This is a genomic window from Glutamicibacter sp. MOO4, assembly GCF_056934395.1.
Genome location: NZ_CM167800.1, coordinates 890,110 through 915,974 on the forward strand (window position 1 = coordinate 890,110; position 25,865 = coordinate 915,974).

Below are 25,865 nucleotides of genomic sequence, written 5' to 3' on the forward strand. Positions count from 1 at the left end.
ACCTCATGGCACTGGAACCTATTTGGATGCAAGAAGCGATTTCAAGGCGGAATCCATGCGCTGTCCGAAGAGCTCGGGGTCGTGGAATTCTCGCGCCTTCACCGCCGACTGCTTAGCTGATATCCGGAATTTCTCCCAGTCGTTGCGGATCTTCTCGATGGCCGCCGCCAGCTGTTGGGGATTTCCTGGTTCAACGAGCACTGCGCTGGAATACGGTTCCACGGCTTCCTGCAAGCCGCCGATGCGCGAGGCAATGACCGGACGTTCGGCGAGTATGGCTTCCACCGCGGTGTTCCCGAAGGATTCTTCGAGCTGCGCGGGGACCACAGCGATGTCCGCGGTATCGTAATGGGGCCAGACAACGGACTGGAATCCCAAGAACTCCACCAGTTCGGGTCGTGGCAGTGCATCAACTCTCTTCGTGAGCCCCTGTTCAAAGGCTTCGTTACCTTCGAAAACAGCTCCGACCAAGCTCAACGACACGTCCACTCCCTGCAGCTGCAGGATCTTCACGGCATCGAGTAGAACCAGCAGCCCTTTCCGTTCCGAGAGCCGTCCAACGTAGAGCAACCGCAGGGGGCCGTCAATTGTCTGCCTGGCTGGCGCCGAATCAGCCGGACCTGCGATGCCGTTGTAGATCACTTGGCTGTTCTTCTGCGCCCAAGGCACGTGCTGGAAGTACGCGCCACTGGTGAAGCGGCTATTGGTGATGATCTTGTGAGCGAATGTTCCCGGCAACGACAAGCCCAAGCGCATTGGCTTGGGGGCATGGGATTCGGACTCGTGCACGTGCAAGGCAACCTTGTGCCCCGAAAGGCGGGCATAGGCGACCCACAAGGGGATGATGGTGGTGTTCACCAAGACGGCCGATGGTTTGGTGCTCTTGAGCAGACCATGCATCTGGCGCATGCCTTGGAATGTGTCTTTGGCCAACCCCAAAGCGCCGCGCAGCGTGAAGATTGACTTGCGCAGTACTGGAGTATTGCAGACCATGACCTTGGCGCCCTGTTCACGCAAGGCCCAGGCCAGAGGCCCTTCGCTGGGAAGGCCGACGGTGACTTCCCAATTGCCCCGCAGCAAGCCCTTGACGTCTTCCAGCAGCATTCTGTCGGATCCATATAATTCCGAACCTGGATGCGCTACTACGATAATTTGATTCGATGCCTTTGCCCCCATGGAATGATCTTCCCATCCGCAGCGGGAATCCGATAGGCGCGGTCAGCGCCAGTTCTGCTTTCCAAGTAAAAGTAGGGGGAGTGCAAAACGACACATCTGAATGGCCAGGAATTTGACGTGGAACTGGATGGGCGGAGGAGCGAAGTGAAATCCCATATAGAAAGGCAAAGGTTCGCCTGGCATTCCTTGTATCCTTTCCGGCAAGTCGAGTTATTCGCAAATCCAGGTGCCCCGTGCGACATGCATGAATTTGAGTTACAACGGGTATGCATAGGGTTACTCTGGAAGTCCAGACAGTGAAAAACAGCCGCTTCTATGCCAGCATCAGCTAGAAAAATTGCAAAAGTGCTACACCCGGGGCGGGTGATACGTCGATCGTACTTCTGGCCGAACAACCTTTCTCAGCAATTGTCTCTGCTCTCGACCCCGACTTTGAAATCGGTCAGACCGACTGAGCTGAACGTTTTCAGCTGCATAAATCCACTGCCGATGTAGTTACAATGCTCGTTTGCTCGGCACCCTGGATGCAGAAGCATTGGCCACAGCAAAGAACCTGAAGGCTATTGCGCGCGTAGGCGTAGGCCCTGATTATGTAGCCATCAACGCAGCCACCAAGTCTTGCGTCAAGGTGCTCAACGGTGCCACCTTAACGGGCTCTTCGATTTTTAGCGTGGTGACCTCGAAAAAGAAGTAAGGCTCGCAGTCCCTTCTGCGAATATGGATGTTGACTAAAACTATTCATACGCAAGGAACTACGAGCCGTGTTCAAGGATACCGGGCCAATCGACGCTGCGTCGATTCTGTTGAATCTCACCGACTACCGCGTCATCACCGTGACCCAGGAACCTGCCGGACGGCAGGTACTTGTTGAGCCCATCGAAACCGAAGCGGCCTGCCCCTTCTGCGGGGTACTGACTACCCGGATCCAAGCCAGGCCGGTGCACCGGGTCAAGGACCTTCCCGCCGGCGGTCACGACCTGCATGTCCGGGTCCGCAAGCGGCGCATGGCCTGCCAAGAGCAGGCTTGCGAACGGCGGTCATTCGTGCAAACCACCGAGCAGCTGCCCTTCCGGGCCAGGATCACCACCAGGCTCTCCCAACAACTGGTGGACGAGATGCGTTGCGAGCTGCGCGCGGTCTCCCGGGTCGCTGCCGCGCACTCCGTCTCATGGCCAACCGTCATGGCCCGGCTGAACACCGTCGGGGAACTGGTCGGGAACGTGGACCGCATGTTCATCCGCCGCCTGGGCATCGACGAGCACCGTTTCCGCAAGGTCCGCTACGCGCGCGGCAGAACCGGAAAAGTCGTGCGGATTGAGCCGTGGTCCATCGTGTTCACCGACCTGGATACGGGGAAGATCCTGGATATCGTGGATGGCCGCCGCGGTGCGGCGGTGAAGAGATGGTTGAAGGCCCGGCCGCGGTATCGGCGTCAAAGTGTTGAGCATGTGGCGATTGATGTGTCTTCAGAGTTCCGTAAAGCGGTGCGGGAAACCCTGCCTAGGGTGAAGATCAGTGTGGATCATTTCCATGTGATTGCCCGGGCGAACCTGATGATCACCCAAGTGCGCCGTCGGCGTTCGCACGAGGTGCACGAGCGCCGCGGCAGGATCACAGAACCGGCTTACAAGTACCGGAAATTATTGACCTGCAATCTGGAGAACCTGTCGATCATGCAAGTGGAGCGCCTCAAATTGATCCTTGAAACGGATCCCGAACTTGGAGTGACCTATGGGATCAAGGAGCACGTGCGGGACCTGTTGCGGGCCACGGATGTTCATGAGTTCCAGGCCCGGTGGGCGGTGCTGGAGAAGTCGGTAAAAGCAACGAAAGTGGTGGAGGCGAAATCACTGTTCAGGACGTTGAACGCGTGGCGCAGTCAGCTGCTGGTGTTCGTGCGTACCAGGCTGACTAACGCCCGGAGCGAGGCGGCGAATCTGACACCGAAGAACTTGAAACGGATTGGCCGGGGTTATCGGAATCAGGGTCGTTACCGGGGTCGGACTCTTCTATGTCTGTCAACCCGAAACAGAAACCTTTTCAACCATTGCTGAAGCACTGAAGATTCTGAAGATTCGACGGACCAGGTAGCGTTTGATGCAGCGGCGGATCTCACGATCGGTCTTGCCATCAGCCTGGCGCTTCTCAACATAGGCCCGCGTCTCCTCGTCGTGGGTCATGCGCGTGACCGCGGCAATATGCAGGGCAGCATTCAGCGACCTATCACCACCACGATTAAGCCGGTGCCGGATTGTGTTCCCCGACGACGCAGGAATTGGATTCACGCCAGCCAGGCAGGCAAATGCCGCTTCATCACGCACTCGCCCTTCATGAGACCACGCGACAAAGCATTTCGCCGCAGTGATCGCCTTGAAGCCGGTTTCATTCAACAAGGGTGCCGCTTCGCTGGCTTTGACCAGCTCGTCCAGCTGCTGCTCATTGGCCGCCAACTGCTGGTCCAAGTCGAGAACATGCTTGGCCAGCCGTACCGCTTCGGCTCGTGCGATCCTCAGCGATAGTTCTTCTTCCCGTTCCCTCCAGCGGCTGATTTCATCGATCTGGCTACCGGTCAGCTTCTTGCGGGCGTCGATCCCTAACTCATTGCTGCGTACCACCGCGTTGAGAGCGTTGACCGACCTGGTGCGATCCTTCGCCATCGAGCTGCGTGCTGTGACAAGGATGCGCAATCCTTGCCAGATGCCTTCATGCAGTCGCAGATGGCGCAACTTGTTTACCTGTAGTGGCAGGGAAGCCATCGCCATGCGGTGGGCGTCCAAGGCATCGCTTTTCCCGACACCGCGGTTCTGCTTTGTGCTCATGCGTGGTGCCTCGGTGACGGGGAATCCGTGGGCGGCCACGGTGCCGGCAAGGATCGCTCCGTAGGTGGCGGTGCCTTCAATGACCCAGAGAGTGTCTGCTGCGCCTTGGGTGCGTCGTGCGACCCAGTTGATGGCCCGGTTGATGCCGGTGCTGCTCACTGGAAACGACTGGGTATCGAGCAGGGCGCCGTTGCTGGAATCGATGATGGCGTAGACATGGTTGCGTGCGTGAGTGTCGACACCCACGACAAATGGGTGGCAATGAGCGACGATAGGTTGTGCGGTCACCGTCATTTCCTTTCCTGGATTTTCTTGGTCGGCCGTGAACGGCCGGTACCAGTCCGGGTAAGGGTCACTACGGAACAGCACTGTGATGGGTCACGCCCTCTAGTTGGGGTGGACAATCTTCTGATGAAGCTACCGTGGTGGGCCGGATTGGTCCCGGCCGACCCACCCCAGTTAGAAGGACAAGTCCGAAGCATGACACTGTGTCAGGTCAGATATTGTTTGAGTCACATCCAGGGGGGTGGGACGGCTGGTTCCTATCCTGCCAGCTAGTCCCAGACCAGCCACCTCAATACTCACAGATATTGTTGTATACGGGGCTACGACCGTGCTGAGTATCCTGCGCCACGCTTAACCTTTAAGAGCCATATTGTTCCGAGGGCCACCATTCTTTGCCACTGAAGCATTTCCCTCAAAGCGATAGCTGATGCCAGTGGCTTATAGGGCTTCGAATCCCGCATTTGGCAGCCACCGTTATCCCGAAATTGATTCTGGTGAATCATATGCGCCAGAAAAGACGGAATTAGCGGTGAGGATCATGTAGCTGTAGATAGTCGAACGGTCTTCAACGTCTCGGCCAAGGTTTCCACGATTCCTATCAGCAGGACAGGATGTCACATTCTATGCAATAAGTGAAAGTTTTCACAAAGTGCCGTTTTCTCTACGTAACATGCGTGAATTCGCACCAAAACGTTGGATGCATAGGGTTACGCTTGATTCGAAGGTAGTCGTTAGAAGCTACCGTCTTGCAAGCATCAGCCCAATGAAATCGCAAAGGTGCCACACCCGTGTCTGACATTAAGCCCATCGTACTTTTGGCCGAGCAACTCTCTCCTGCAACCGTTGCTGCTCTCGGTCCCGACTTTGAAATTCGTCAGACGGACGGTGCGGACCGCTCTCAGCTTCTTGAAGCTATCGCTGATGTAGATGCAATTCTGGTTCGTTCCGCTACTCAGGTAGACGCAGAAGCCATCGCCGCAGCTAAGAACCTGAAGGTTATCGCTCGTGCAGGTGTTGGTCTGGACAACGTGGACATCAAGGCTGCTACGCAGGCCGGTGTCATGGTTGTGAACGCTCCAACCTCCAACATTATCTCTGCTGCTGAATTGACCGTTGGTCACATCGTGTCTTTGGCTCGTCGAATCCCCGTTGCCAACGCCTCGCTAAAGAGCGGTGCTTGGAAGCGTAGCTCCTACACCGGTGTTGAGCTGTTTGAGAAGAAGGCCGGCATTATCGGCCTTGGTCGTATCGGCGCTTTGGTCGCAGCTCGCCTACAGGGCTTCGGTATGGAAATTATTGCCTTTGACCCATACATCACCCCAGCACGCGCAGCCCAGCTAGGCGTAACCTTGGTGACCCTGGATGAACTGCTGGAACAGGCTGACTTCATCACCATCCACATGCCTAAGACTCCAGAGACCCTGGGCATGCTGGGCAAGGATGCCTTCTCGAAGATGAAGAACACCGCCTACGTAGTCAACGTAGCTCGCGGTGGCTTAGTTGACGAAGCAGCACTTTACGAAGCATTGAAGAATGAAGAGATTGCTGGCGCTGGCATTGACGTCTTCGTCAAGGAGCCAAGCACCGACCTTCCATTCTTCGAGTTTGAGAACGTCACCGTCACCCCACACTTGGGCGCTTCCACTGATGAAGCTCAGGAAAAGGCTGGCGTATCTGTGGCTAAGTCGGTTCGTCTCGCACTTGCTGGCGAGCTGGTTCCGGATGCAGTCAACGTTGCCGGTGGCGTCATTGATGAGAACGTACGCCCAGGCATCTCGTTGATCGAAAAGCTTGGTCGTATCTTCAACGCACTGACCGCTGGATCGTTGACCAGCATTGATGTTGAAGTCGCCGGCGAAATCGCCTCCCTAGATGTCAAGGCTCTTGAGCTTTCGGCACTCAAGGGTGTCTTCATGGATGTCGTTTCGGAGCAGGTCTCCTACGTCAACGCTCCAGTGCTTGCGGAACAGCGTGGCGTAGCCACTCGTTTGATCACCACCGCTGACTCACCTGAGTACCGCAATCAGCTGACCATCAAGGGTTCAACCAACGAGGGCACGCAGCTTGCCGTGTCCGGTACCCTTACCGGTCCTAAGCAGATTGAAAAGCTGGTTGGCATCAACGGTCACGAAATTGAAATCCCAATTTCTGATCACATGATCGTAGTTCGCTACGCTGACCGTCCAGGTGTTGTCGGTTCTCTGGGCAACGTTTTGGGGGAGCAGGGTGTCAACATTGCTGGCATGCAGGTTGCCCGCGATGAAAAGAAGTCAGAGGCCCTGGCCGTCATCAGCATCGACTCTGCACTGCCTACTGGTGTCCTAGACGTAGTTGGCGCTGCTATCGGTGCGAGCGTTGCACGAGAGATCAACCTCGCCGACTAAGTATCACTAATCTGAGGCAACCCGCTCCCTGAACAATTTGTGAACTGCTCCCCAAAAGTTGGACTGTAAAAGTCAACAACTATTGGGGAGCAGTTTCATGCGCGCACGAAGCACACTATCCGAGTATCAACGGGAAAAGCTCGTTGTTCTTTTTGAGCAAGGCAATGCGTATACGGCTGCGTCATCCAGGATCAACGTAAACCCAGGGGCGGCCAAGCGTCTCTATGACCGGTGGCGATTGCATGGCAGTCTATGTCTCATGGAGAATCCAACTAAAACGCAGTATTCCTTCGAAACCAAGAAGGAAATCGTTGACCGCTTCCTTTCCGGAGAAACGGCCATGGGCCTTGCCGCTGAGTTCAATCTCAGTTCCAAAGTGCTGGTTATTACCTGGGCACGTGAATGGCGGAAAGCCGGCGACGAAGCACTCATGCCCAAGGCTAAAGGACGTCCGAAAGGCTCCGCACCTAAACCAGCGTTGAGCGAAGAAGACAAACTCCGTAGGGAGAACAAGTTCTTGTTGGCCAAGGTGGCTTACTTGGAAAAACTCCGAGACTTGAGGGATCAGGGACACCGCTAAAAGCCCAGGCGGTCGTCACTCTCAAGTCAGAGCACGACCTCGCAGACCTGCTTGCCGCGGCGGGATTGGCCAGGTCAACCTATTACTACCACCTGAAATTGATGGATCAGGCGGATCCGTATGGGGACCTCAAAGCTGCCATCACTATGTCGTTTGAAGGCAGTAAGCGACGCTATGGGTATCGAAGAGTTCACATGGATCTTCACGCTGAAGGTTGGAACGTTGGTAGGAAGCTGGTCCGTAAGCTCATTCGGATCCTCGGATTCCAGTCCAAAGCTCGTCCGAAGCGACGTTACAACTCGTATCAGGGTGAGCAGGGCAAGATCGCTGAAAGCCTTTTGCAAAGAAAGTTTGACGTGGAATCCCCGGACACTGTTTACGTCAGTGACGTGACAGAGTTTCGGGTTGATGAGAGGAAACTGTATTTGTCTCCCATTATGGATCTGTTTGACCACAGCATCCTGAGCTACACGATCTCTTCATCACCGACTACGGCGTTCACCAATGGGAGCTTGGCACTGGCTTTAGGGTCGCGGGATTTCGGGAAGAAGTTGTTGGTGCATACGGATCAAGGTTTCCAATATCAGCATCAGTCTTGGAAGGCCTTGTTGGAGGAGCATGGTGCGGTGCAGTCCATGTCGCGTAAGGGAAATTGCTATGACAATTCTGTTATGGAGAATTTCTTTGGTCATCTGAAGTCAGAGATGTTCCATGGAGAGCATTTCGCTGATTTTGCGGAGCTCAAGGTGGAGATTGAAGCGTATATCCATTGGTACAACACGGATCGACGTCAGGAACGGCTGAAGGGTATGGCACCGATGGAATATCGATGTCATACCCTTGCAGCCTAAGCCAGGACTATTATTTAGTTAGTCTAACTTTCGGGCCCCAGCTCATTTGTTCGGCGGGCGGGTGCTTTCGTTTGTGAGAAGAGGTCGCATGGGATGAAGTCTAGACAGGCTCGATCAGAACCGACTTACCCCCGTTGCTGCTTGGAGGGTAGCCGAGGTTGCATGATGATGACTTTCGCCGAACAATTCGTAATGCAAAGCTTTGGGGAGTTCTAGGTAAACAGAAGATGAATTTGTGATTGAATTCAGGTTATTACTAATGAGAAGTCGTTTTATAATTAGCTGACATCTTTTTATTGGGATAAAGTTGATTTGATATGAAGCCTGAATCAAATGACAAAGCAGAGGTCGATACGACGAGTTTCGCACCGTCGGATACGGCGATCGTGATCGTTACCTACAACCGGTCGCACCTGCTTGATCGTCTACTCTCCAGTATCCAAGTGATGAATCCATCGCCAGGTCACGTAGTAATTATTGATAATGACTCAGCGGATGACACGCATGAGATTGTCGCCAAGCACACGAGTGAGCTGGCTCCAACGGTTATCTATCAAAAACTCGCTACGAACACCGGTGGTTCAGGCGGTTTCCATCACGGTGTGAAAACCGCCTATGAACTCGGCGCCTCATGGATCTGGATGATGGACGATGACGTAGAGGTCATCCCTGATTCTCTTGGCAAATTAGGCAAGTGGGCAGCGCGGTTCCAGGTTATTCAAGGACGCCGGTACGACTACGACGGTAGCGAGTTCTATTGGCAATATCGGATCTCTGACCGTCTTGCCATCCCGATTCCGTTTGCACCGAGCGACTTTGATATCACTGGATATCGAGAGATGAACTCCGGGTGCTTCGAAGGCATGTTCATCCACAGGGAAGTGGTCCGTCGTATTGGGCTTCCCGACCCACGGTTCTTCATATATTGGGACGACCAGCTCTATGGTTGGTTAGCTTCGAAGATCACCACGTCTGTTATCGTCAATGAGTTTGTTCTCAGGCGTACCCGAGACATTCGGCAACTCGACCTCGGCGTTAGGCACTTTAACGCGTCTAGCAACGGATACCGATACTACATCATGCGCAACCGGGCGATTCTCAAACAGTATTATCGCGCTCACGGCGTGTTATTCCCCGTTCACTTCGCCTTGGGAACGGTTCTGACCTTCGCGAAGGAAATCCTGCGCCTAGTACTTGTTGAGAAGACTATCCGCGGAACTTCCAACCTCTTCAAGGGGCTGCGAGACGGGCGAAAGATAGAAATTGATAAGGCATGGAAACCGATGGCTCCCTTGGAATCAACTGACGATAGCCTTCAGCTAAAGAATCATTAGACAGACGGACTTGCCGAAGAGCCGGGCGCCCCTTGGTGTGGGGTGCCCGGCTGCTGGTTTAATGGCCGAAATTGTTTGTCCCGGTGGATGGTCCTGAGTTCGGTGCTTGTCGTCGTTGCTAGGTTCCCGGTGAACAGGCACTGACAAGGTTTTCCATGCCTTGAATGGGGACTGGGATGTCAGGATATCCATTATTCAAGAAAGAGGCATGTGGCTGGTGCGTCTTTCGTTGCGCGTTCATCACTGTCAGCCGCATTCGTAGCAAGCCATCAAAGAAACTAGCCGTTTGCGTCCACGCAGTCTCTTTCTGGTGCGATGACAAAAAACCGGGGCGCGTTCGCGCTTGAATCGCGAACACACCCCGAAGGCTTAATGCTTATCTCATATTACTGAGAGACCTTTTGCTCCTCAGCAAGTGCGGAGATCTGGTTGTCCCACATGGAAAGCGCAGAGCCGATTGCCATGTGCATGTCCAAGTACTGGTAGGTGCCAAGACGGCCGCCGAAGAACACATTTTGTTCCTGCTTCGCGAGTTCGCGATAGGCAAGAAGTCCTGAACGATCTTCTGGAGTGTTGACCGGGTAGTACGGTTCATCATCCTTTGTAGCGAAGCGTGAGAACTCCCGCATGATGACAGTTTTGTCAGTTGGGTAGCTATCTTTGCGTTCAGGGTGGAAGTGCTTGAACTCGTGGATGCGAGTGAAATTCACGTCAGCATCTGGATAATTCATCACCGGCGTTCCCTGGTAATCGCCGACATTCACAACTTCTTCTTCAAAGTCCAGGGTTCGCCATGAGAGCTCACCTTCGCTGTAGTCGAAGTAACGATCAATGGGTCCGGTGTAAACAATCGGAATCTGGCCGGCTAGGTCGTCCTTGTTGAAAGGCTGGCTTGAATCAAAGAAATCAGTGTTCAGATGAACCGTGATGTTCGGGTGATCCGCCATGCGCTCAATCCAAGCCGTGTACCCATCCGTGGGTAGACCTTCGTACTTGTCGTTGAAGTAGCGGTTGTCGTAGTTGTAGCGAACAGGAAGGCGGCTGACGATATCGCCTGAAAGCTTTTCTGGGGAGGTCTGCCATTGCTTGGCTGTGTAGTGAGCGAAAAATGCTTCAAACAGTGGGCGTCCTACAAGGGCGATACCCTTTTCGTAGAAATTCTTTGCGGTATCAACGTCAAACTCCCCAGCTTGTTCTTTAACCAAAGAACGTGCTTCATCTGGGGTATAGGCGGCATTAAAGAACTGATTGATCGTGTGCAAATTTACTGGCAATGAGAAAGTCTGTTCATTGTGAGTGGAGTACACACGGTGAACGTAGTTGGTGAAACTGGTAAAGCGATTCACATACTCCCACACACGCTCGTTCGATGTGTGGAACAGATGAGCTCCGTAGCGGTGTACCTCAATGCCCGTCTCAGGCTCTGCTTCGCTGTAGGCGTTTCCGCCAATGTGTGATCTCCGGTCAATTACCGTAACTTTGAGGCCAGCTTCTGCGGCGCGCTCGGCAATGGTGAGACCGAAGAATCCTGATCCGACAACTAATAAGTCTGTATCCATACATGCAATTTATTCATTCGGCAGTAACGAGCTGTCGTATTGAAGGTTAACGTGAGGTGTACTTAATATAAACAAATTTGCCGATGGGTCAATTTCAAAGGTGAAGGAATTGGTTTATTGATAATGTGGTTTTTTGCGGCCAACGGAAAGTCCGTTTCGGATCGCTCCAGCATAAGAAAATTCGCTGACAAATGGCATCCGGGCCTACAGAAGTACGACGTGGCAATGCGTTAGTTCGTGCATGATGCGTAAGACAAGGAATGAGGAATTTCCCCTTGGTGGATCCGAAGAATAAGTATGATGTGGCCGTCCTCGGCTGGTGGTACGGCAAGAATTACGGATCAATTCTGACCTACTACGGTTTGAACCGCGCCATCGAAAATCTCGGCCATTCGGTGCTCATGGTGCATGAACCTGTCGGCTACAACGGTTTCCGTGTGCAATGGCCAAGCGAGATCCTGTCAATGGATTTTGCGCGTCGCACCGGATACGAATACACGGAGCAGCTCCATTACTCGGATCTGGATCAGCTCAATGAGCTCGCTGAGACCTTTGTTGTTGGCAGTGACCAGCTGTGGAACCCGCTTATCGGGCGCGTCAACGATGATCTGTTCTTGGACTTTGTCGCACCGGACCGAAACCGAGTTGCCTACGGCACGTCCTTCGGCAATCGAGGAACTGATAAGTTCAAGCCGGCCTTCGTTGAAAAGCACTCGCAGAATCTTCAAAACTTCAAAGCCATCTCTGTACGTGAGAACTATGCAGTAAAGACGGCTAGTGACATCTTTGGCGTCAAAGCCGACCTCGTAGTTGATCCGGTATTCCTTCTGGACCAGGAACACTACAACGCGTTGGCTTCCAAAGCGTCAATCTCACCTGAGGGTGAATATTTGGCAGTGTTCCTTCTGGACCCAACGGAGGAAAAGAAGTCGACGGCCCTGGCCATCCTTGAAAAAACCGGCTTGGAAAAGATCCTCGTTATTTGTAACCCTGATGAGGGACGCGCGGTAGCAGAAGAGATTTGGGCTGATGAACCGCGTGCAGAAATCATCGCAGCTGACTCACCAGAAAACTTCCTTCGCGCTTACAATGATGCCAGCTATGTAGTCACCGATAGCTTCCACGGCACGGCGTTCTCGGTCATCTTTGAGAAGCCATTCTCATCGATCTACAACAACAAGCGTGGCGCGGACCGATTCAAGAATTTGCTGGCCTCACTCGGGTTTGGTGACACTCGCCGAGTCTATGAAAGTGATACCACAGAGACCGTGAATGAAAATCCAAACGTAACTCGGACCATCGATTTCACCAAGGCTCGCACCTACATCACCAACGGGCGCAAGACGTCGCTTGAGTGGCTGAAGGCGGCTTTGGACCCCAAGGTAAAGTCGACAGCCGCACTCGAAAACGGCAAGGCCATTACAGCAGCCGCGGCAGCCGGTGCCAGCAGTCACACTCTGGACCTGGACTTCTCCGCTAACAGCGACGTCTGGTCCATCGACAAGGGCGCAGAGGGCGTTTCACTGAGCGTCGTAAAAGACAAAGAACTTCGTGGAAAGCACGTTTGGACCAATCTTCCAGAGCCACTTACTCCAGGTTCAAAAAAGCGCATCAAGATTCAGTGGACACCAACCACGCAGACCAAGAGCATCAATGTGCACTTACGTAACCCTGAATCCGGAACTTTCCGAGTGATCGGCAAGGCGGCAGTAGCTGCCGGTTCGGGAAGCTTGCGCACCGATGAGTTCGAGTTCTCGGTAGCGGAGCCAGGGCTAAGCCAGATCATGCTTGGAGCACTGCACTTCACCGGTCCTAAGGCCGGAGCGCAGGTACACGAAATTTCGATTTCTGATGCAAAGGGTAAAGTACCGGCACCCAGCACTCCAGCGGCCAAGAAGTCAGACGAAATTGTAGAAGGTTTCTCCAAGCAGGCACGCCGGCTGGCCAACCATGACTTTGAGCAGCAAGTTCGTTCCTTTACTCGCGGAAGGTCAGCTGACTCTGTAACTGGGATCCGCGCGCGGATGTTCTTTCATGCGCACGCAATTGAAAAGGGACTGACCCATAGCAACTTCCGTCCGGGCTTCGGACGAATTGCCATCCCAGGTCTTGCCAAAGAGATGAATGCTTGGCTATCGCGTGGTTTGGGCACGGACGACACCATCGTTCAAAGCTCAGCTTCGGTGCTGAAGGCCTACTTCGCCCGCAACGAGGAGACCAATACGGATGTCTCTCATTTCCGAAACTTGTTTTCGGTGGAGTCGCAAGAAGTAATCGCAAAGGGTCAGCTGGGGGAGGGCGGAGCGTTCCCAGCCTCGAAGCACCGCGAAGACCCGGTTGAAACGCCTAATGATGACCGTGCATTCATGGAGGTCGTTTACGGGCGTCGCAGCGTACGCGAATTCAACGACACTCCTGTTGATGATTCAGCGATTGCTTCCGCAGTTCAGATTGCCATGCAGTCACCATCGGTTTGTAGCCGTCAGGGAGCACGTGTTCACCAGTTTGATGATCCAGAGATCATCAAGCAGCTACTTGAAGTTCAGGGTGGATTCTTTGGATTCAATGCGCCGCCACGCCTGCTCTTGGTCACTGCAGATCTAGATGCTTTCCTCTTCGCACCGGAACGCAATCAGCCCTTCGTCGATGGCGGGCTGTTCATGATGTCGTTGTTGCTGGGTCTAACCCAAATGGAATTGGGATCATGCCTGCTGAACACAGCCATGGGAGTCGAGAAGGAACAGAAGATTCGCAACATTGTTGATCTTCCTGAGAATGAAGTCTTCATCGCCTTTGTTGCTGTCGGTAACTTTGACCAAAGTGTCCTGGTTCCACGCTCAAAGCGCGTAGAAGCCGACAGCATCCTGAAGCGACATGGCTAATCAACAACTCATCGGTAAGGAGGGTGACACAAGCATGACGTTGCCAGCGACATTTGAATTGGGACAGACTGAAGGACCTGACATGGCTGATTCCACTACCGCGTACCCTGTACAGCCTGGAATTTGGCTTCAGGCCGGTATTTCCACGGAACAAGAAGCACATTTCCATGTCTATGGTCCAGTTGGTATTTCGCTGAGCCGTGGAGTGGCAGAATTTGCGCCTGGTGGCCTACTCTCTACTGGCACTTACTACAACGTGTTCAATTACGGAAAGTGGAAGAGGATCTGTGGAAATATTCCACTAGAACTTCAGCTTAAAGGCAGCGGACGCTTCCAACTAACAGTCTTCCAAGCCGACCGTCACAAGTCGTGGCACAAGTTGGTTAGCGAAGTGGTGACCTTAGATGGCTTGTATCGCCATCCAGTCGTAGTAGACGAGGACACACCGGATGAGTCGTTGCTCTTCTTTGACTTGATGGCATTGCAAGATGGCGAGTTGGAAGATTTTGCGTGGGCCACTACAGCCAAGCCAGTGCGCACCCCGGATCTGATGCTCTCGGTAACGACCTTCAAGCGGGAAACTGAAGTAGAAGACACGATTTCCCGATTCCGTGAATTCCTTGCCGATTCGGCAATCAAAGAACATATCAGCATGAAGGTGGTGGATAACGGCAATTCGCTCAATGTTGAAGACGGTGGCGGCGTTGAAATCATTGCTAATGAAAATCTGGGTGGTGCTGGCGGATTTACGCGCGGTCTTTTGCGCGCACGCGAAATCGGCGCAACACATTGCTTGTTTATGGATGATGACGCATCGATCCAGATGGAAGCCTTGTCCCGAACATGGTGGCTGTTGGCCTATGCCCGAGATTCACGTACTGCCGTTGCAGGCGCAATGATCAACGCTTCACACCGTTGGCAGATCTGGGAAAATGGTGCGGAGTTTGATCTGGGATGTAAGCCTAGGTATCACGGATTAGATCTGCGTTCACGAGACGCAGTCTTCGACATGGAATATGAGACTACTATTCCAGCTCCGGAAGATCTTTACGCCGGTTGGTGGTTCTTCGCGTTCCCGCTGGACAAGGTGGAACACTTGCCGTTCCCATTCTTTGTTCGTGGAGACGACGTGAGCTTCTCATTGGTCAATGACTTTGACATCGTTTCGCTACCTGGCGTTGCATCTGTTCAGGAGAATTTCACTGACAAAGCTTCGCCAATGACCTGGTATCTAGATTTCAGAAGCCACCTGGTACATCACCTGTCGCTCCCAGAAAAGCAACGATCATGGATTGAACTGCAACAGATGGTGCTGAGCTTCTACCAACGCAACGTTATGCGGTTCCACTACGACACTCTTTCGGCAATCAACCTTGCCTTTGAAGATGTGCTTCGCGGACCGAAGTTCTTTGATAAGCATGCGGATATGGCAAGACGGCGTTCGGATCTGAAAGCTTTGACGAGGCAGGAGGCCTGGAAGCCAGTCGTTGAGCGGCCGGAAGAACTTCACGGTGAGAAGTCGCGTCTTGCTAGGGCTCTACTCTTGGGATCGTTGAATGGACACTTGTTGCCAATGGGCAAGGAGGGTGATGCTGATTTGACGTTGTCTTCGCCATTTAGGGATGACTACCACAAGGTCTATGGTGCAAAACAGATCACTTACCTCAATGGAGATCAGTCTTCAGCCTACGTAGTTCGTCGCAACCAGAAAAAGTTCTGGCGCGAAACCGCACGACTGGTGCGAAACACCATGCGATTGAGGGCGACCTACGAAGAGAACCTTCGTCTATGGCGCGACGGGTATGACCAGTTGACGTCTGACGCTTACTGGACAGAAAAGTTGAATCTTTCCAGTAGAAGAAAACCAACTGAGCTCTGGAACGAATGAGCAAAATGCATCTCAAATGAGAAGTCCACACGCCCTGCGAAGGATATGTGGACTTCTCATTTGTCTTTTTGACCGGCAACTTTGAAATCAATCGAATTTGACGGAACGCTACTTCTGTTCTGGCTAATTGGTTATCTGGAATCGCCCCAGTCAGGCATCCGGTGTGAAATCTCGGTCAAAATGAACGATGAAAATCGTTACTACGTCAAAAGCGGATTTCAAAACTTTGTACACGGCAACCAACCGCGATAAATGGATAGTAGCAGCCGAGAGATTGTTGGTGATCAAAGAACTTCGTAAATTGCCATTTCCGTGCTGAGTCACTGCGCAATACCGCGCAAAGCTTCCTTCTTCAACTGTAGGATTGTCAGCGTCACCTGATTTGCCCCTGATGGAATACGACGAGACAGACTTTCGGCCCACTTTCAACGGCGCCAGCGGCAACGACATTACAACTGCACTTGTGTCCGGATCCGATAGTAAGAGGTCCGAGAGGCTAGTAGCTACTTCGAACTGATCCAGAGCCTGTCGTTCAGTGCTGACTGTTCTGGCCACAACAACAGGTCCACTCAGAGCGCGAGAAACAAATCAGACCCGTGTCACTGCCTGTATACTAGATCGAGGCAAATGTAGCGTATGGCTAACTGAAAAAGGGGACAAGACGATCTCATGGAGTCAAAAGATAAAATGAACGTATTCCGTAGACTCTTTTCTCAAGCGACCCCGTGGAACCAACAGGCTCGGGGTTGGATTGGAAACGAAGATCGTCCGGTGCTGGAGGAGACGTTTAGAACTCCGACAGAAGTGCTCTTGAAGAATTACGAGTATACGAAAAGAATTATTGTTGACTCTGAATGCGAACCAATTCTAATTCGAGGTTTTGATCGAATTCGCTTTGTTTTTGTTATACCAGAGTCCAAAAAACGACAGTTCTTTCGCGCACTAACGCATTCAAAAAACAGTCCTTCAATTCGGATCATATCACCGTCGAATGGACTTCCTGAATTAACGTACGACGCTGCAAGTTTTAAGCAGGCTGAAAAAAATCGACATATTTCCGTAATTCGATTGACCTGGCATCTAAAAGATGAAGCACGCGAAGGTTTCAATGGCGAGGAATTTGGCGCAGAAATTGAATTCTGGGATGATGAGTCAGCCATCGGAGAGGTAAGAACCTACGATGATGAGTGGATTGCACCACGCCATAATGCTAGCGGTAAAAGGATTCGATTGTCAGAGGGACTGACGACGGTCCCGCTGTCCTCGATGAGCAATTTTGCACCGACTGAACTTAGCGATGTTCAAGCCTTAACTTTTGAAATATCAAAGACCTTGGATCTTGACGTAATCAATTTTCCGATTGATATCGTTTTTACATGGGTGGATAGTTCTGACCCAAGGTGGATGGAAAAGAAACGAAAATTTTCGCCTTCATCAAATCTCCACGGTGAGTCCGCAAGCGCAGCGCGCTACCTAAATCGAGATGAACTGCGCTATGCGCTGCGGTCGATATGGATGTTTGCGCCGTGGGTCCGTCAAGTTTTTCTCGTAACAGACGATCAAACACCAGAGTGGCTGGACGATGTTTCGCAAAACAGAGTCAAGGTCGTGAGTCATGCCGACATATTTTCTAATCCAGACAATCTACCAACATTTAATAGCCATGCTATTGAAAGTCAGATCCATAAAATTGATGGGTTGTCGGAGCAATTTATATACTTAAATGATGACATGTTGTTTGGGCGTCCAGTAGTTCCGGGGCAATTTTTCTATGCAAATGGTGTCGCTAAACATTTCCGGTCCCAATCAAGAGTCCCTGCTTTCGGCAAGTCCGAGCAGGACACCCCCGTAGACCAAGCAACAAAGAATTCACGAAACGTAATTCAGCAAAAATTTGGTAAATCGCAGAGTCAAGTTTTCGAGCATGCACCGTATGCGATTGTGAAATCCGTAATGTCGGAAATTGAAGAGGAATTTCCCTTCGAAGTTGAACAGACGGCGTCCTCGAGATTCCGTAGCAGCGATGACCTCAATATTCCATCGCATCTCGCACACTATTGGGCGTACCTTAGCGGACGGTCAATACCGTCAACAATTTCCTTCTCCTACATTGGATTGGCAGTCCATGACGTGCAACGTCGACTCGACAGATTGGAAAATCGTAGAAACGTGGATGCTTTTTGCATAAACGATACGTTTACGGACAACATCGATTTGGATCTGCAGGCTCAGATGGTACACCGCTTCATGACAGACTACTTCCCGCACTCAGCGCCTTGGGAGCGATAGGATTATGGCAACAATTACGTTCTTGACTCATAATATCTACGGCGTCGGAGGTACTGTCCGAACCGTTGTCAACCTGGCCAATGAGCTTGCGAATTTGCACGATGTTTCTATTCTTTCGGTATACCAACGTGTAGATAGTCCTTCGTTCGACATCAGCCCGAAGGTTCAAGTAATTCCGCTAGTGGATACGAGACTTGGATCCCAAGACAGGAATGATGAGAAGTCGCAGTTTCCGAGTCAAGAAATCCCTGCTCAAGAGGAGTTATACGATCAATATTCTGTACTTTCTGATGAAAGACTGAGGGAATTTTTCTCAAAACTTGAGTCCGACGTCGTCATCTCTAGTCGCCCTGGACTAGCGATCATGATGGCGAAATATACAAGGCCTGGAACGCTGAGAATCGCACAAGAACACACATCTGCTTCCATGCTTGCACCCGACTTGGTGAATGAGATGCGATCCAGCTACAGTAATATTCAGGAAGTCGTTACAGTAACAAATTATGAACGTGATTTGTTTGCAAAATTATACGAAGGCGTAAATGTTAGAGTAAGCTGTATTGCTAATTCATTCACCGTCTCCAATCTGCCAAAATCGACTCAACAAAATAAACTAATCGTTGCTGCTGGCCGATTGAACAAAGGGAAGCGATTTGAGCTTTTAGTACACGCCTTTGCCCAGCTGAAGGACGAATTTCCTGACTGGAAAGTTCGTATCTATGGTGATGGCGCGGAACGTTCTTCCTTGAAGCTCCTTACCCAGAGGCTCGGATTGTCTAACCATGTGCACCTCATGGGACCACACGGTTCCATGGCAGCGGAATGGCGCAAAGGAAGCATAGCGGTATCTACTTCAGACGCTGAGTCGTTTGGCATGACGATCATCGAAGCAATGGATGCCGGTCTCTCGGTACTGAGTACGGATTGTCCCGTTGGCCCGAGAGAGATTATTGAAAATGAGGTTGACGGGATCCTCTCGGAGCTCGGAAGCCTCTCCGACCTGACACGACATCTTCGAAGGTTATTACGTGATCAGGCTCTCCGGGAAAAACTGGCCGAAAATGCCAAACATAAAGCGATCCAGTATTCGTCCAAATCCATAGCAATGCAATATAATAAACTGATGGCTGATGCAGGAATACTTGGTACCGACCCAATGCCTAACGCACTAAGGGCACCGAGTAGCAAGACTTCCCCAAACCTTGACGTAAAGTCGATTTCTGGAAATGAACTTACACTCCGAATGTCTTTTCCGAGAGGCAACTTCGTAGCATTTCCTACGGTTACATTTTCTAGTAAGACGAAAAAAGCCCTAAGTTTTAGTTCAAGGCTTCAGAAGGTAACTCAATCAACAGATGGAACCGTATACGAAACGGTAATCACGTCCGATCTTTTTAATACGGATGCAATTTGGGACACTAAGTTTAGTAGTTTGGGTAGAAGGATTGCTTACACGAATCTGACTGTTGATTCATCTTCTTTGGTTTCAAGTTCAATCAACGAGACCCAGGCCGGTTTTTCTCACGTCATCCCATTCTCGTCTGGTCAAGGGGAAATGAGGGTACGCTCTTGGCGCCGCAAACGGCATGCGGAGTTGTCAACGTTGCGCCAACAACAGTCGTTGGCCGTTGTTGACATAAATTCTTTGTTTGCGCAATCCGAAATTAAAGATGCCATTCTGGTGCGCCGCGGAATAAATAAGGAACGAATCACGTTTCCCGTTGACTTCCAAGGGGTTGACTCCCTTCGAGTCGTGATTGATCTTGCTAGACTCGCAGAATTAGCAATAGATGTTCATGAAGACTGGGATCTTTTCCTGAGGGAAAAAAACAAGCGTATTCGTGTTTCGAAAATCATTGATGACGTAGTTTCTAAAAAGCATATATATAGTTATCCTGCTTGGAATTATGAAGACTATGATCAGATGCACCAAATTGAGGGTCGCGTTTCAATTCGGCCGTATTTGTCTATTCGAAACGATTTGTCGTTCAGTGTGATTAGTCGAAAGGTCTGAATCTATGAAGAAGTTATTTATTATTGGCGATTCTGTCGCTGCGCCTCGTACAGAATCTGAGCAGCCAATGCATGGTTGGGGCAGTCACCTCTCTGATTTTGTCGGAGGAGACGTTGAGGTACTAAATTTCGCTCGAAGCGAGATGACGACTCGAATATATTTTACTGAACGATTCCATCTGCTCTTGGAGCGGCTTGCACCAGAGGACGTTGTCCTAATTGCTCTCGGCACCGTTGACGCCATGATCCATGACGCAACTAGATTTGTACCGATTCCAGAGTTTAAAACTTGGCTGAATTCACTGATACAGTACATCAACCGGTCGGGAGCACGACCGGTATTGTTGACGCCTCCACAGAGACATACTTTTCAATCATTAAATGACTCTGCACTCTCTCGTGGAGCGCACTCGTCAGCAATTCGTGCGGTGGCCACGGAGACACAAACTCCGTTGATCGATCTAGAAGTTCGAACTAAACAGATTCTTGATAACCTGGGTTCCTTCAGCGCGCGTTATCTGTTTTGTTGGTATGAACCAGGCGAGAACGATCATAAGCCGAACGGTGTATGGGACGGTACTCATCTCAATCAGCTGGGCGCTCGTTTGGTCGCGTCTTTGGTTATAGAAGATCTCGCACTGAATCATGTTTTACGCGCTATCGATGGCTTTGAGAAAGCGATTCAGTTTTCAAGTGAATGCATTAGTCGATTGTCGAATCGCCTTCAGGAGGAAATGAATCAGCCAGCAATCTCTGACCAAGCAAAAGGCGACCCGAGTTCGTTAGAAATCTCAATTCCGCGCCGGCCACTTGGCCCGTACGCGAAAATAAGTGGTCGTGTTATTGGTGACACGGGTTCTCGAGGAATTATTTCTGCGTATGTAGGTGAAATTCTTGTCGGTAAGTCAAGCCTCGACTCTGACCTGAATTGGACACTCCGACCCGTAACGGCATGGCCAGATGGGGAAAACGAGTTGATTATTATCTTGTCAAATGATGATGGAATAAAATCTTCGGCTGCTATGGTATTTTCTTCGCTTAGTGGCCCGGCTTCACCTGTAGTGACTTTTCCGACTCGACGTTTTTCCTCTGCAATTCCGGAGATTCGTGGCAGCGTTTCATCGCCGAGTTCGAAGATAGTTATCTGGGGCAACGACTTAATCGTTGGAGCAGTTGCTGCTGATAGCGAGGGGCGGTTCCATTTCAAATCTGCGCACCGATGGAAGCCTGGTATCCATCGGGTTGGAGTGTCATCTGTTTATGGTGCAGTCGAGTCAAAGCGAGTGGAATTTGAGATAGAGATTCTTGGGGCAATTCAACTCAATAAATCACTCGCTCCATCCAGTTTCATTGTGTACGAAGAAGAATGTCGCCACAGACCGTATAATAATTTTACTTTTGAAAATGTTCGAAATCTAGGCTAATTTAGGTGTATTTTAGATGCAGACTGTTCTATCAAAAATGCTGAATAGAATGATCAGAATATTCCGCACATGGTACAATGAGGTATCGTGTTCCCTTTTTTCCATATTGATACTTCTGATTAACAGCCGACAATTTAGGCAGGCCGGAGTTGTGGTGCACGCCCAATTTCTCTCTGTTAGGTTTTTTCTTCCGCCAACAGTTGGGTCGCTTCAGAGTTCAGCCCAGTTGAATATGAATTTGGTAAAAAATCAGCTAGCCAAGATGAACCTGGAATATTGGGAGTTCATCCGGCCGTGGCCACAAACTCCGTTCCTGAACTTGACGGATCAGGATTATGAAAAGTTTGTGAAAAGTACTGCCAGTTCACCTCATTTCAAGTATTGGTACGCTGCGCCACTGGACGGACGGGGTCGCGCAGATGAGACTAAGGCTCAGCCAGTCGGTCGTGCGCGCCTAGGGAGGTTCCCCCGTGGCTTAAGGTTATTTCCTTATCGTTGCTTATCATCGAACCCTGAATCAAAATTCAAGAGTGGGATAGCTCAAGGCATAGATGTAATACGATGGTGCCCTTCATCTGATTCTAATTCTATAGTTGCCTCATGTTGGAATCCGGTTTCGGCAACTTTGCCAGACCCTAGCTTTAATATTAGTTCATTCGAAAAGGCCATTGACGAAGCCAAGCAGTTGGATGGACTATCTGTTCAATTTCCGATCGATGCCGTTATTACTTGGGTTGACGGTCAGGATCAAGTCTGGAAGCGAAAGAAAGAGCGATTTCTTCAGACGAGTATGGGCGATGAGAAAGGGCTCGTTCCTGACGCCGTAGCGGATTCAAGGTACGATTCTTTCGATGAATTGAAATTCTGCCTTCGATCGATTAGGCAGTTTGCTCCGTGGATACGAAATATTTTTGTAGTGACTGATGGGCAAACTCCCGTTTGGCTAATTCCAGATGATCAAATACGCATAGTTGATCATTCTGAGATATGGCAAGATGCGTCAATGTTGCCAGTATTTAATTCACATGCGATTGAGGCGAATTTACATCACATAAATGGTTTATCTGAACATTTCCTTTACTTCAATGATGATTTCCTTTTGGTGCGGCCCATTGGTCCCGAAGCGTTCTTCCACCCGAACGGGGTTTCTAAAGTATTTTTCTCCAGGGCCCTGGTTAATTACAACGATGAATCGGATCTAGACAATGTTTCGACGGTTGCCGGTCGCAACGCTCGAAAGTTATTGAAAAGTAACAACTATCCGATTGTCAACCGTAAATTTTATCATACGCCTTATGCCCTTTCTCGGTCTGTGTTATATGAGCTTGAAGATTTATTTGCCGAAAATTTCAGGGAAACTTCTTCATCACGTTTCAGGTCAAAACGAGATCTTGCTATTTGTGGCTCTTTGTATTTTCAGTACGCTCTTGCAAGGGCATACGCCGTTCCCGGTCGCATAAGGTATGACTATATTGACCCAGGAGATTCGCATGCGCTAGGTCGACTCAAGCGTATTCTCAGTAGTAGGTCACATGACACAATCGTAATTAATGATGGATCCAGTGCTGTGTCGGATCAAGACAGGCCAAGAATGAAAGCTCTAGTTGGAGAATTGCTTGCAGCTTTTCTGCCTGTAGCCAATACGTTTGAGAACGAAGCCCCGAGAATAACGGACTAGTTGTTGAGTTGCCGCAGGATATTTTGAATTTCGAACGACATGAGATCGGCTCCTTTGGGTAGATATCGTACGATCGAAACATGATGAATCAAACCGCAATATTTGTTGACGCTGGATTCCTACTTTCACTTGGCGGGCACCGCGCCGCTGGTACAACCCTAAGATCCGCATTTACTACTCACTACGAATCGTTGGTACGGGGAATCGTCCAGACGGTAAAGAAAAATACCGGGCTGAATAACCTGCGTGTTTATTGGTATGACGCGTCCAAGGATGGACTCTTTACCGAGCAGCACAAGCGAATTGGACTTATACCTGGCGTGAAAGTTCGTCTGGGTCGTATTTCTTTCAACGGAGAACAAAAAGGCGTGGACTTGCGTCTTGCCTTGGATCTTGTTGGTGTTGCTCGAAATCGCTCAGCTTCCATTGCCTACCTTGTCTCCGGTGATGATGATCTTGCTGAGGCTGTAGAAGAGGCTCAGGACCTCGGGATGAAAGTGGTGCTTCTTGGTATCGCTAAATCGGATAGCAGGTTAGGCGTCGCCTCTGTGGCCGAGCATTTGGCACTAACAGCGGATTACATTGAAATCATTCCTAACCAGTTATTGGATAGTGCGTTCACTAAGGTACTGGAATGGGATCAGCACCATTCAGAGAAGACGTCGGCAATTGCCGGTGCTCCAACGGCTCCAGCAGTTCCTGCCACGCCAAAACCAGCTATTCCAACCCCGGCGATGATGGCTCAAAAACCTGTAGCTCAAGCGTCCGTTCACGCGGAGCCAAGTCTAGAAGTTGTGTATTCCAGCGGTGGCGAACGTCCTGGATACAAGGGCAATGCTGCCTATGAGCAACAAGAGCTTAAGGTAGCTGAAGAGATTGGCGCAAAGGTCGCCGAGTCCTGGCTTGCCTTTACTACACAGTCTGAAGTAGTGGAATTAATGGCTGATAAGCCGCAGCTTCCACCGGAAATTGATAGGACGCTACTCAAAGATTGCGCGCAGGTTTTGGGGGAGTGGAAGACTGATCAGCAGACTGTCCGCAGAACATTAAGAAGTGCCTTCTGGGAGTACCTAGACAAGATCATGTGACAGGCAAGCAACGACTTGAAGAACTCTAAAGCACGCAAGCTAAGGTAAATTTGTATCGTGACTTCTCAGCAGAAACCTTTTTACATCACCACTGCCATTTCCTACCCGAACGGCACTCCTCACATCGGCCACGCTTACGAGGTTGTGGCTACCGACGTGATGGCTCGATTCAAACGACTTGACGGCCACGACGTATTCTTCTTGACCGGCACTGATGAGCATGGTCAGAAGATGATGCAGACAGCTGAAAAGTTGGGAATCACGCCGGGGCAACTTGCGCAGCGCAATTCGGATGCATTCCAGACAATGAATGATGATCTGGGAACAAGCTACGATCGCTTTATCCGCACTACTGACGCGGACCACCATGCTGCAGCTCAGGAGCTGTGGCGTCGGATGGAAGCCAATGACGACATCTATCTAGATAAGTATGCTGGCTGGTACTCCGTACGCGATGAAGCGTTTTACACCGAAGAGCAAACTGAAGTCCGTGAAGACGGAATTCGCTACGCCACTGAAACCGATACCGAAGTTACGTGGACTGAGGAAGAATCCTACTTCTTCCGTCTGTCCAAGTATCAGGACAAGTTGCTGGACTACTACCAGAACAATTCTGAATTTGGAGCACCCCGTACTCGCTTTAATGAGGTAGTGCGCTTTGTTGAAGGCGGTCTGACCGATCTTTCGATTTCACGCACAACCTTCGACTGGGGAATCCCGGTTCCTGGTAACGAAAAGCACGTGATGTACGTGTGGGTTGACGCACTGACCAATTACCTCACTGGTGTTGGATTCCCAGACGTGGACTCCGCTTCGTTCCAAAAGTACTGGCCAGCTGACGTACATGTTATTGGTAAGGACATTTCTCGTTTCCACGCAATCTACTGGCCAGCGTTCCTGATGTCCGCCAAGTTGCCGTTGCCTAAGCGCGTGATGATTCACGGCTTCTTGCACAACAATGGTGTGAAGATGTCTAAGTCCTTGGGCAATACTGTTTCACCTGACGATTTTGTGAACCGTTATGGACTAGATCAGGTGCGTTACTTCTTCCTCCGCGAGGTTCCTTTCGGTGCTGACGGAAGTTACAACCACGAAACCATTGTCGCTCGCATCAATGGTGACCTTGCCAATAACTTTGGCAATTTGGCTCAGCGTTCATTGTCCATGGTGGCTAAGAACTGCGGGGGAGTCGTTCCGACTCCTGCAGGGTTTGTTGCCGAGGATCATGAAATTCTTGATGCTGCGGGCAAACTGTTGGACATTAGTCGAGATGCCTACTCGCGCCAAGAGTTTAGCAAGGCGCTTGAAGCTGTTTGGCACGTGCTTGGCGATACCAACGCGTACTTCGCAGAGCAAGAACCATGGAAGCTTAAGAAGACAGATCCTGAGCGCATGGCCACTGTCTTGTACGTGACCATCGAGGTAGTCCGTAAGGTGGCTTTGCTCTTGCAGCCAGTCTTGCCTCAGACCATGACTGCCATGCTTAATTCGCTGGCAGTTGGCGAGGGTTCGGCTCGCACCTTCGAATACTTCGACACCTCTTTGGTTCCTGGCACGGAATTGCCAGCTCCGAAGCCTGTCTTCCCGCGCTACGAAGAAGAAAAGTTAATTTAGC

General features: G+C 50.8%; 18 protein-coding genes. 14 read left to right on the forward strand and 4 right to left on the reverse strand.

Annotated elements, in window-relative coordinates; translation table 11 throughout:
- Positions 1-18 precede the first annotated feature (18 nt).
- Complete coding sequence (locus tag AC1Z3F_RS04060; RefSeq protein WP_483566611.1) at positions 19-1,104, reverse strand: glycosyltransferase; 1,086 nt, start codon at positions 1,102-1,104, stop codon at positions 19-21.
- Positions 1,105-1,684: 580 nt separating this feature from the next.
- Here AC1Z3F_RS04060 and AC1Z3F_RS04065 point away from each other — a divergent pair.
- Together AC1Z3F_RS04065 and AC1Z3F_RS04070 are read left to right on the forward strand one after the other, a co-directional pair.
- Positions 1,685-1,870 (forward strand): hypothetical protein, encoded by a 186-nt coding sequence (locus tag AC1Z3F_RS04065; protein WP_483566612.1) that lies wholly within the window; start codon positions 1,685-1,687, stop codon positions 1,868-1,870.
- Positions 1,871-1,937: 67 nt separating this feature from the next.
- A complete protein-coding gene (locus tag AC1Z3F_RS04070; RefSeq protein WP_483566613.1) occupies positions 1,938-3,230 on the forward strand; it encodes an ISL3 family transposase in 1,293 nt (430 codons plus the stop codon).
- Here the strand turns inward: AC1Z3F_RS04070 and AC1Z3F_RS04075 are convergent.
- Positions 3,195-4,289: an IS110 family RNA-guided transposase gene (locus AC1Z3F_RS04075; protein ID WP_483566614.1), complete on the reverse strand. Its 1,095-nt coding sequence runs from the start codon at positions 4,287-4,289 to the stop codon at positions 3,195-3,197. The genes AC1Z3F_RS04070 and AC1Z3F_RS04075 overlap by 36 nt on opposite strands.
- Positions 4,290-5,068: 779 nt before the next feature.
- Between AC1Z3F_RS04075 and serA the strand changes: the two genes are divergently transcribed.
- From serA to AC1Z3F_RS04095, 4 genes are all read left to right on the forward strand, one after another.
- Entirely contained in the window at positions 5,069-6,664 is a 1,596-nt protein-coding gene (gene serA / locus AC1Z3F_RS04080; RefSeq protein ID WP_483566615.1) for a phosphoglycerate dehydrogenase, read from the forward strand.
- A gap of 259 nt (positions 6,665-6,923) precedes the next feature.
- Positions 6,924-7,244, forward strand: a complete 321-nt coding sequence (locus tag AC1Z3F_RS04085) for a helix-turn-helix domain-containing protein (RefSeq protein WP_483566616.1) — start codon at positions 6,924-6,926, stop codon at positions 7,242-7,244.
- Positions 7,245-7,291: 47 nt separating this feature from the next.
- A complete protein-coding gene (locus tag AC1Z3F_RS04090; protein WP_483566935.1) occupies positions 7,292-8,095 on the forward strand; it encodes an IS3 family transposase in 804 nt (267 codons plus the stop codon).
- Between the two features lie 317 nt (positions 8,096-8,412).
- Entirely contained in the window at positions 8,413-9,429 is a 1,017-nt protein-coding gene (locus tag AC1Z3F_RS04095; RefSeq protein WP_483566617.1) for a glycosyltransferase, read from the forward strand.
- Between the two features lie 386 nt (positions 9,430-9,815).
- On the opposite strand, the gene glf is transcribed toward AC1Z3F_RS04095, so the two are convergent.
- Positions 9,816-10,988, reverse strand: coding sequence for a UDP-galactopyranose mutase (gene glf, locus AC1Z3F_RS04100; RefSeq protein ID WP_483566618.1), 1,173 nt, complete (start codon positions 10,986-10,988; stop codon positions 9,816-9,818).
- A 278-nt stretch (positions 10,989-11,266) separates the two neighbouring features.
- Between glf and AC1Z3F_RS04105 the strand changes: the two genes are divergently transcribed.
- Together AC1Z3F_RS04105 and AC1Z3F_RS04110 are read left to right on the forward strand one after the other, a co-directional pair.
- Positions 11,267-13,870 (forward strand): polysaccharide pyruvyl transferase family protein, encoded by a 2,604-nt coding sequence (locus AC1Z3F_RS04105; RefSeq protein ID WP_483566619.1) that lies wholly within the window; start codon positions 11,267-11,269, stop codon positions 13,868-13,870.
- An 82-nt stretch (positions 13,871-13,952) separates the two neighbouring features.
- On the forward strand, positions 13,953-15,758 hold the full coding sequence (locus AC1Z3F_RS04110; RefSeq protein WP_483566620.1) for a glycosyltransferase family protein: 1,806 nt from the start codon (positions 13,953-13,955) through the stop codon (positions 15,756-15,758).
- A 150-nt stretch (positions 15,759-15,908) separates the two neighbouring features.
- On the opposite strand, the gene AC1Z3F_RS04115 is transcribed toward AC1Z3F_RS04110, so the two are convergent.
- Positions 15,909-16,208, reverse strand: coding sequence for a hypothetical protein (locus AC1Z3F_RS04115; RefSeq protein WP_483566621.1), 300 nt, complete (start codon positions 16,206-16,208; stop codon positions 15,909-15,911).
- A 219-nt stretch (positions 16,209-16,427) separates the two neighbouring features.
- Here AC1Z3F_RS04115 and AC1Z3F_RS04120 point away from each other — a divergent pair, with 219 nt between their 5' ends.
- The 6 genes from AC1Z3F_RS04120 (at position 16,428) to metG (ending at position 25,864) form a co-directional block, all read left to right on the forward strand.
- Positions 16,428-18,047 carry a stealth family protein gene (locus AC1Z3F_RS04120; protein WP_483566622.1) on the forward strand — a complete coding sequence of 540 codons (1,620 nt, stop codon included), beginning with the start codon at positions 16,428-16,430 and terminating at the stop codon, positions 18,045-18,047.
- A 4-nt stretch (positions 18,048-18,051) separates the two neighbouring features.
- A complete protein-coding gene (locus tag AC1Z3F_RS04125; RefSeq protein ID WP_483566623.1) occupies positions 18,052-20,061 on the forward strand; it encodes a glycosyltransferase in 2,010 nt (669 codons plus the stop codon).
- Positions 20,062-20,065: 4 nt separating this feature from the next.
- On the forward strand, positions 20,066-21,484 hold the full coding sequence (locus tag AC1Z3F_RS04130) for a GDSL-type esterase/lipase family protein (protein WP_483566624.1): 1,419 nt from the start codon (positions 20,066-20,068) through the stop codon (positions 21,482-21,484).
- Between the two features lie 262 nt (positions 21,485-21,746).
- Complete coding sequence (locus AC1Z3F_RS04135; protein WP_483566625.1) at positions 21,747-23,162, forward strand: stealth conserved region 3 domain-containing protein; 1,416 nt, start codon at positions 21,747-21,749, stop codon at positions 23,160-23,162.
- Between the two features lie 80 nt (positions 23,163-23,242).
- Complete coding sequence (locus tag AC1Z3F_RS04140; protein WP_483566626.1) at positions 23,243-24,250, forward strand: NYN domain-containing protein; 1,008 nt, start codon at positions 23,243-23,245, stop codon at positions 24,248-24,250.
- Between the two features lie 57 nt (positions 24,251-24,307).
- Complete coding sequence (gene metG / locus AC1Z3F_RS04145) at positions 24,308-25,864, forward strand: methionine--tRNA ligase (RefSeq protein ID WP_483566627.1); 1,557 nt, start codon at positions 24,308-24,310, stop codon at positions 25,862-25,864.
- Position 25,865 lies beyond the last annotated feature (1 nt).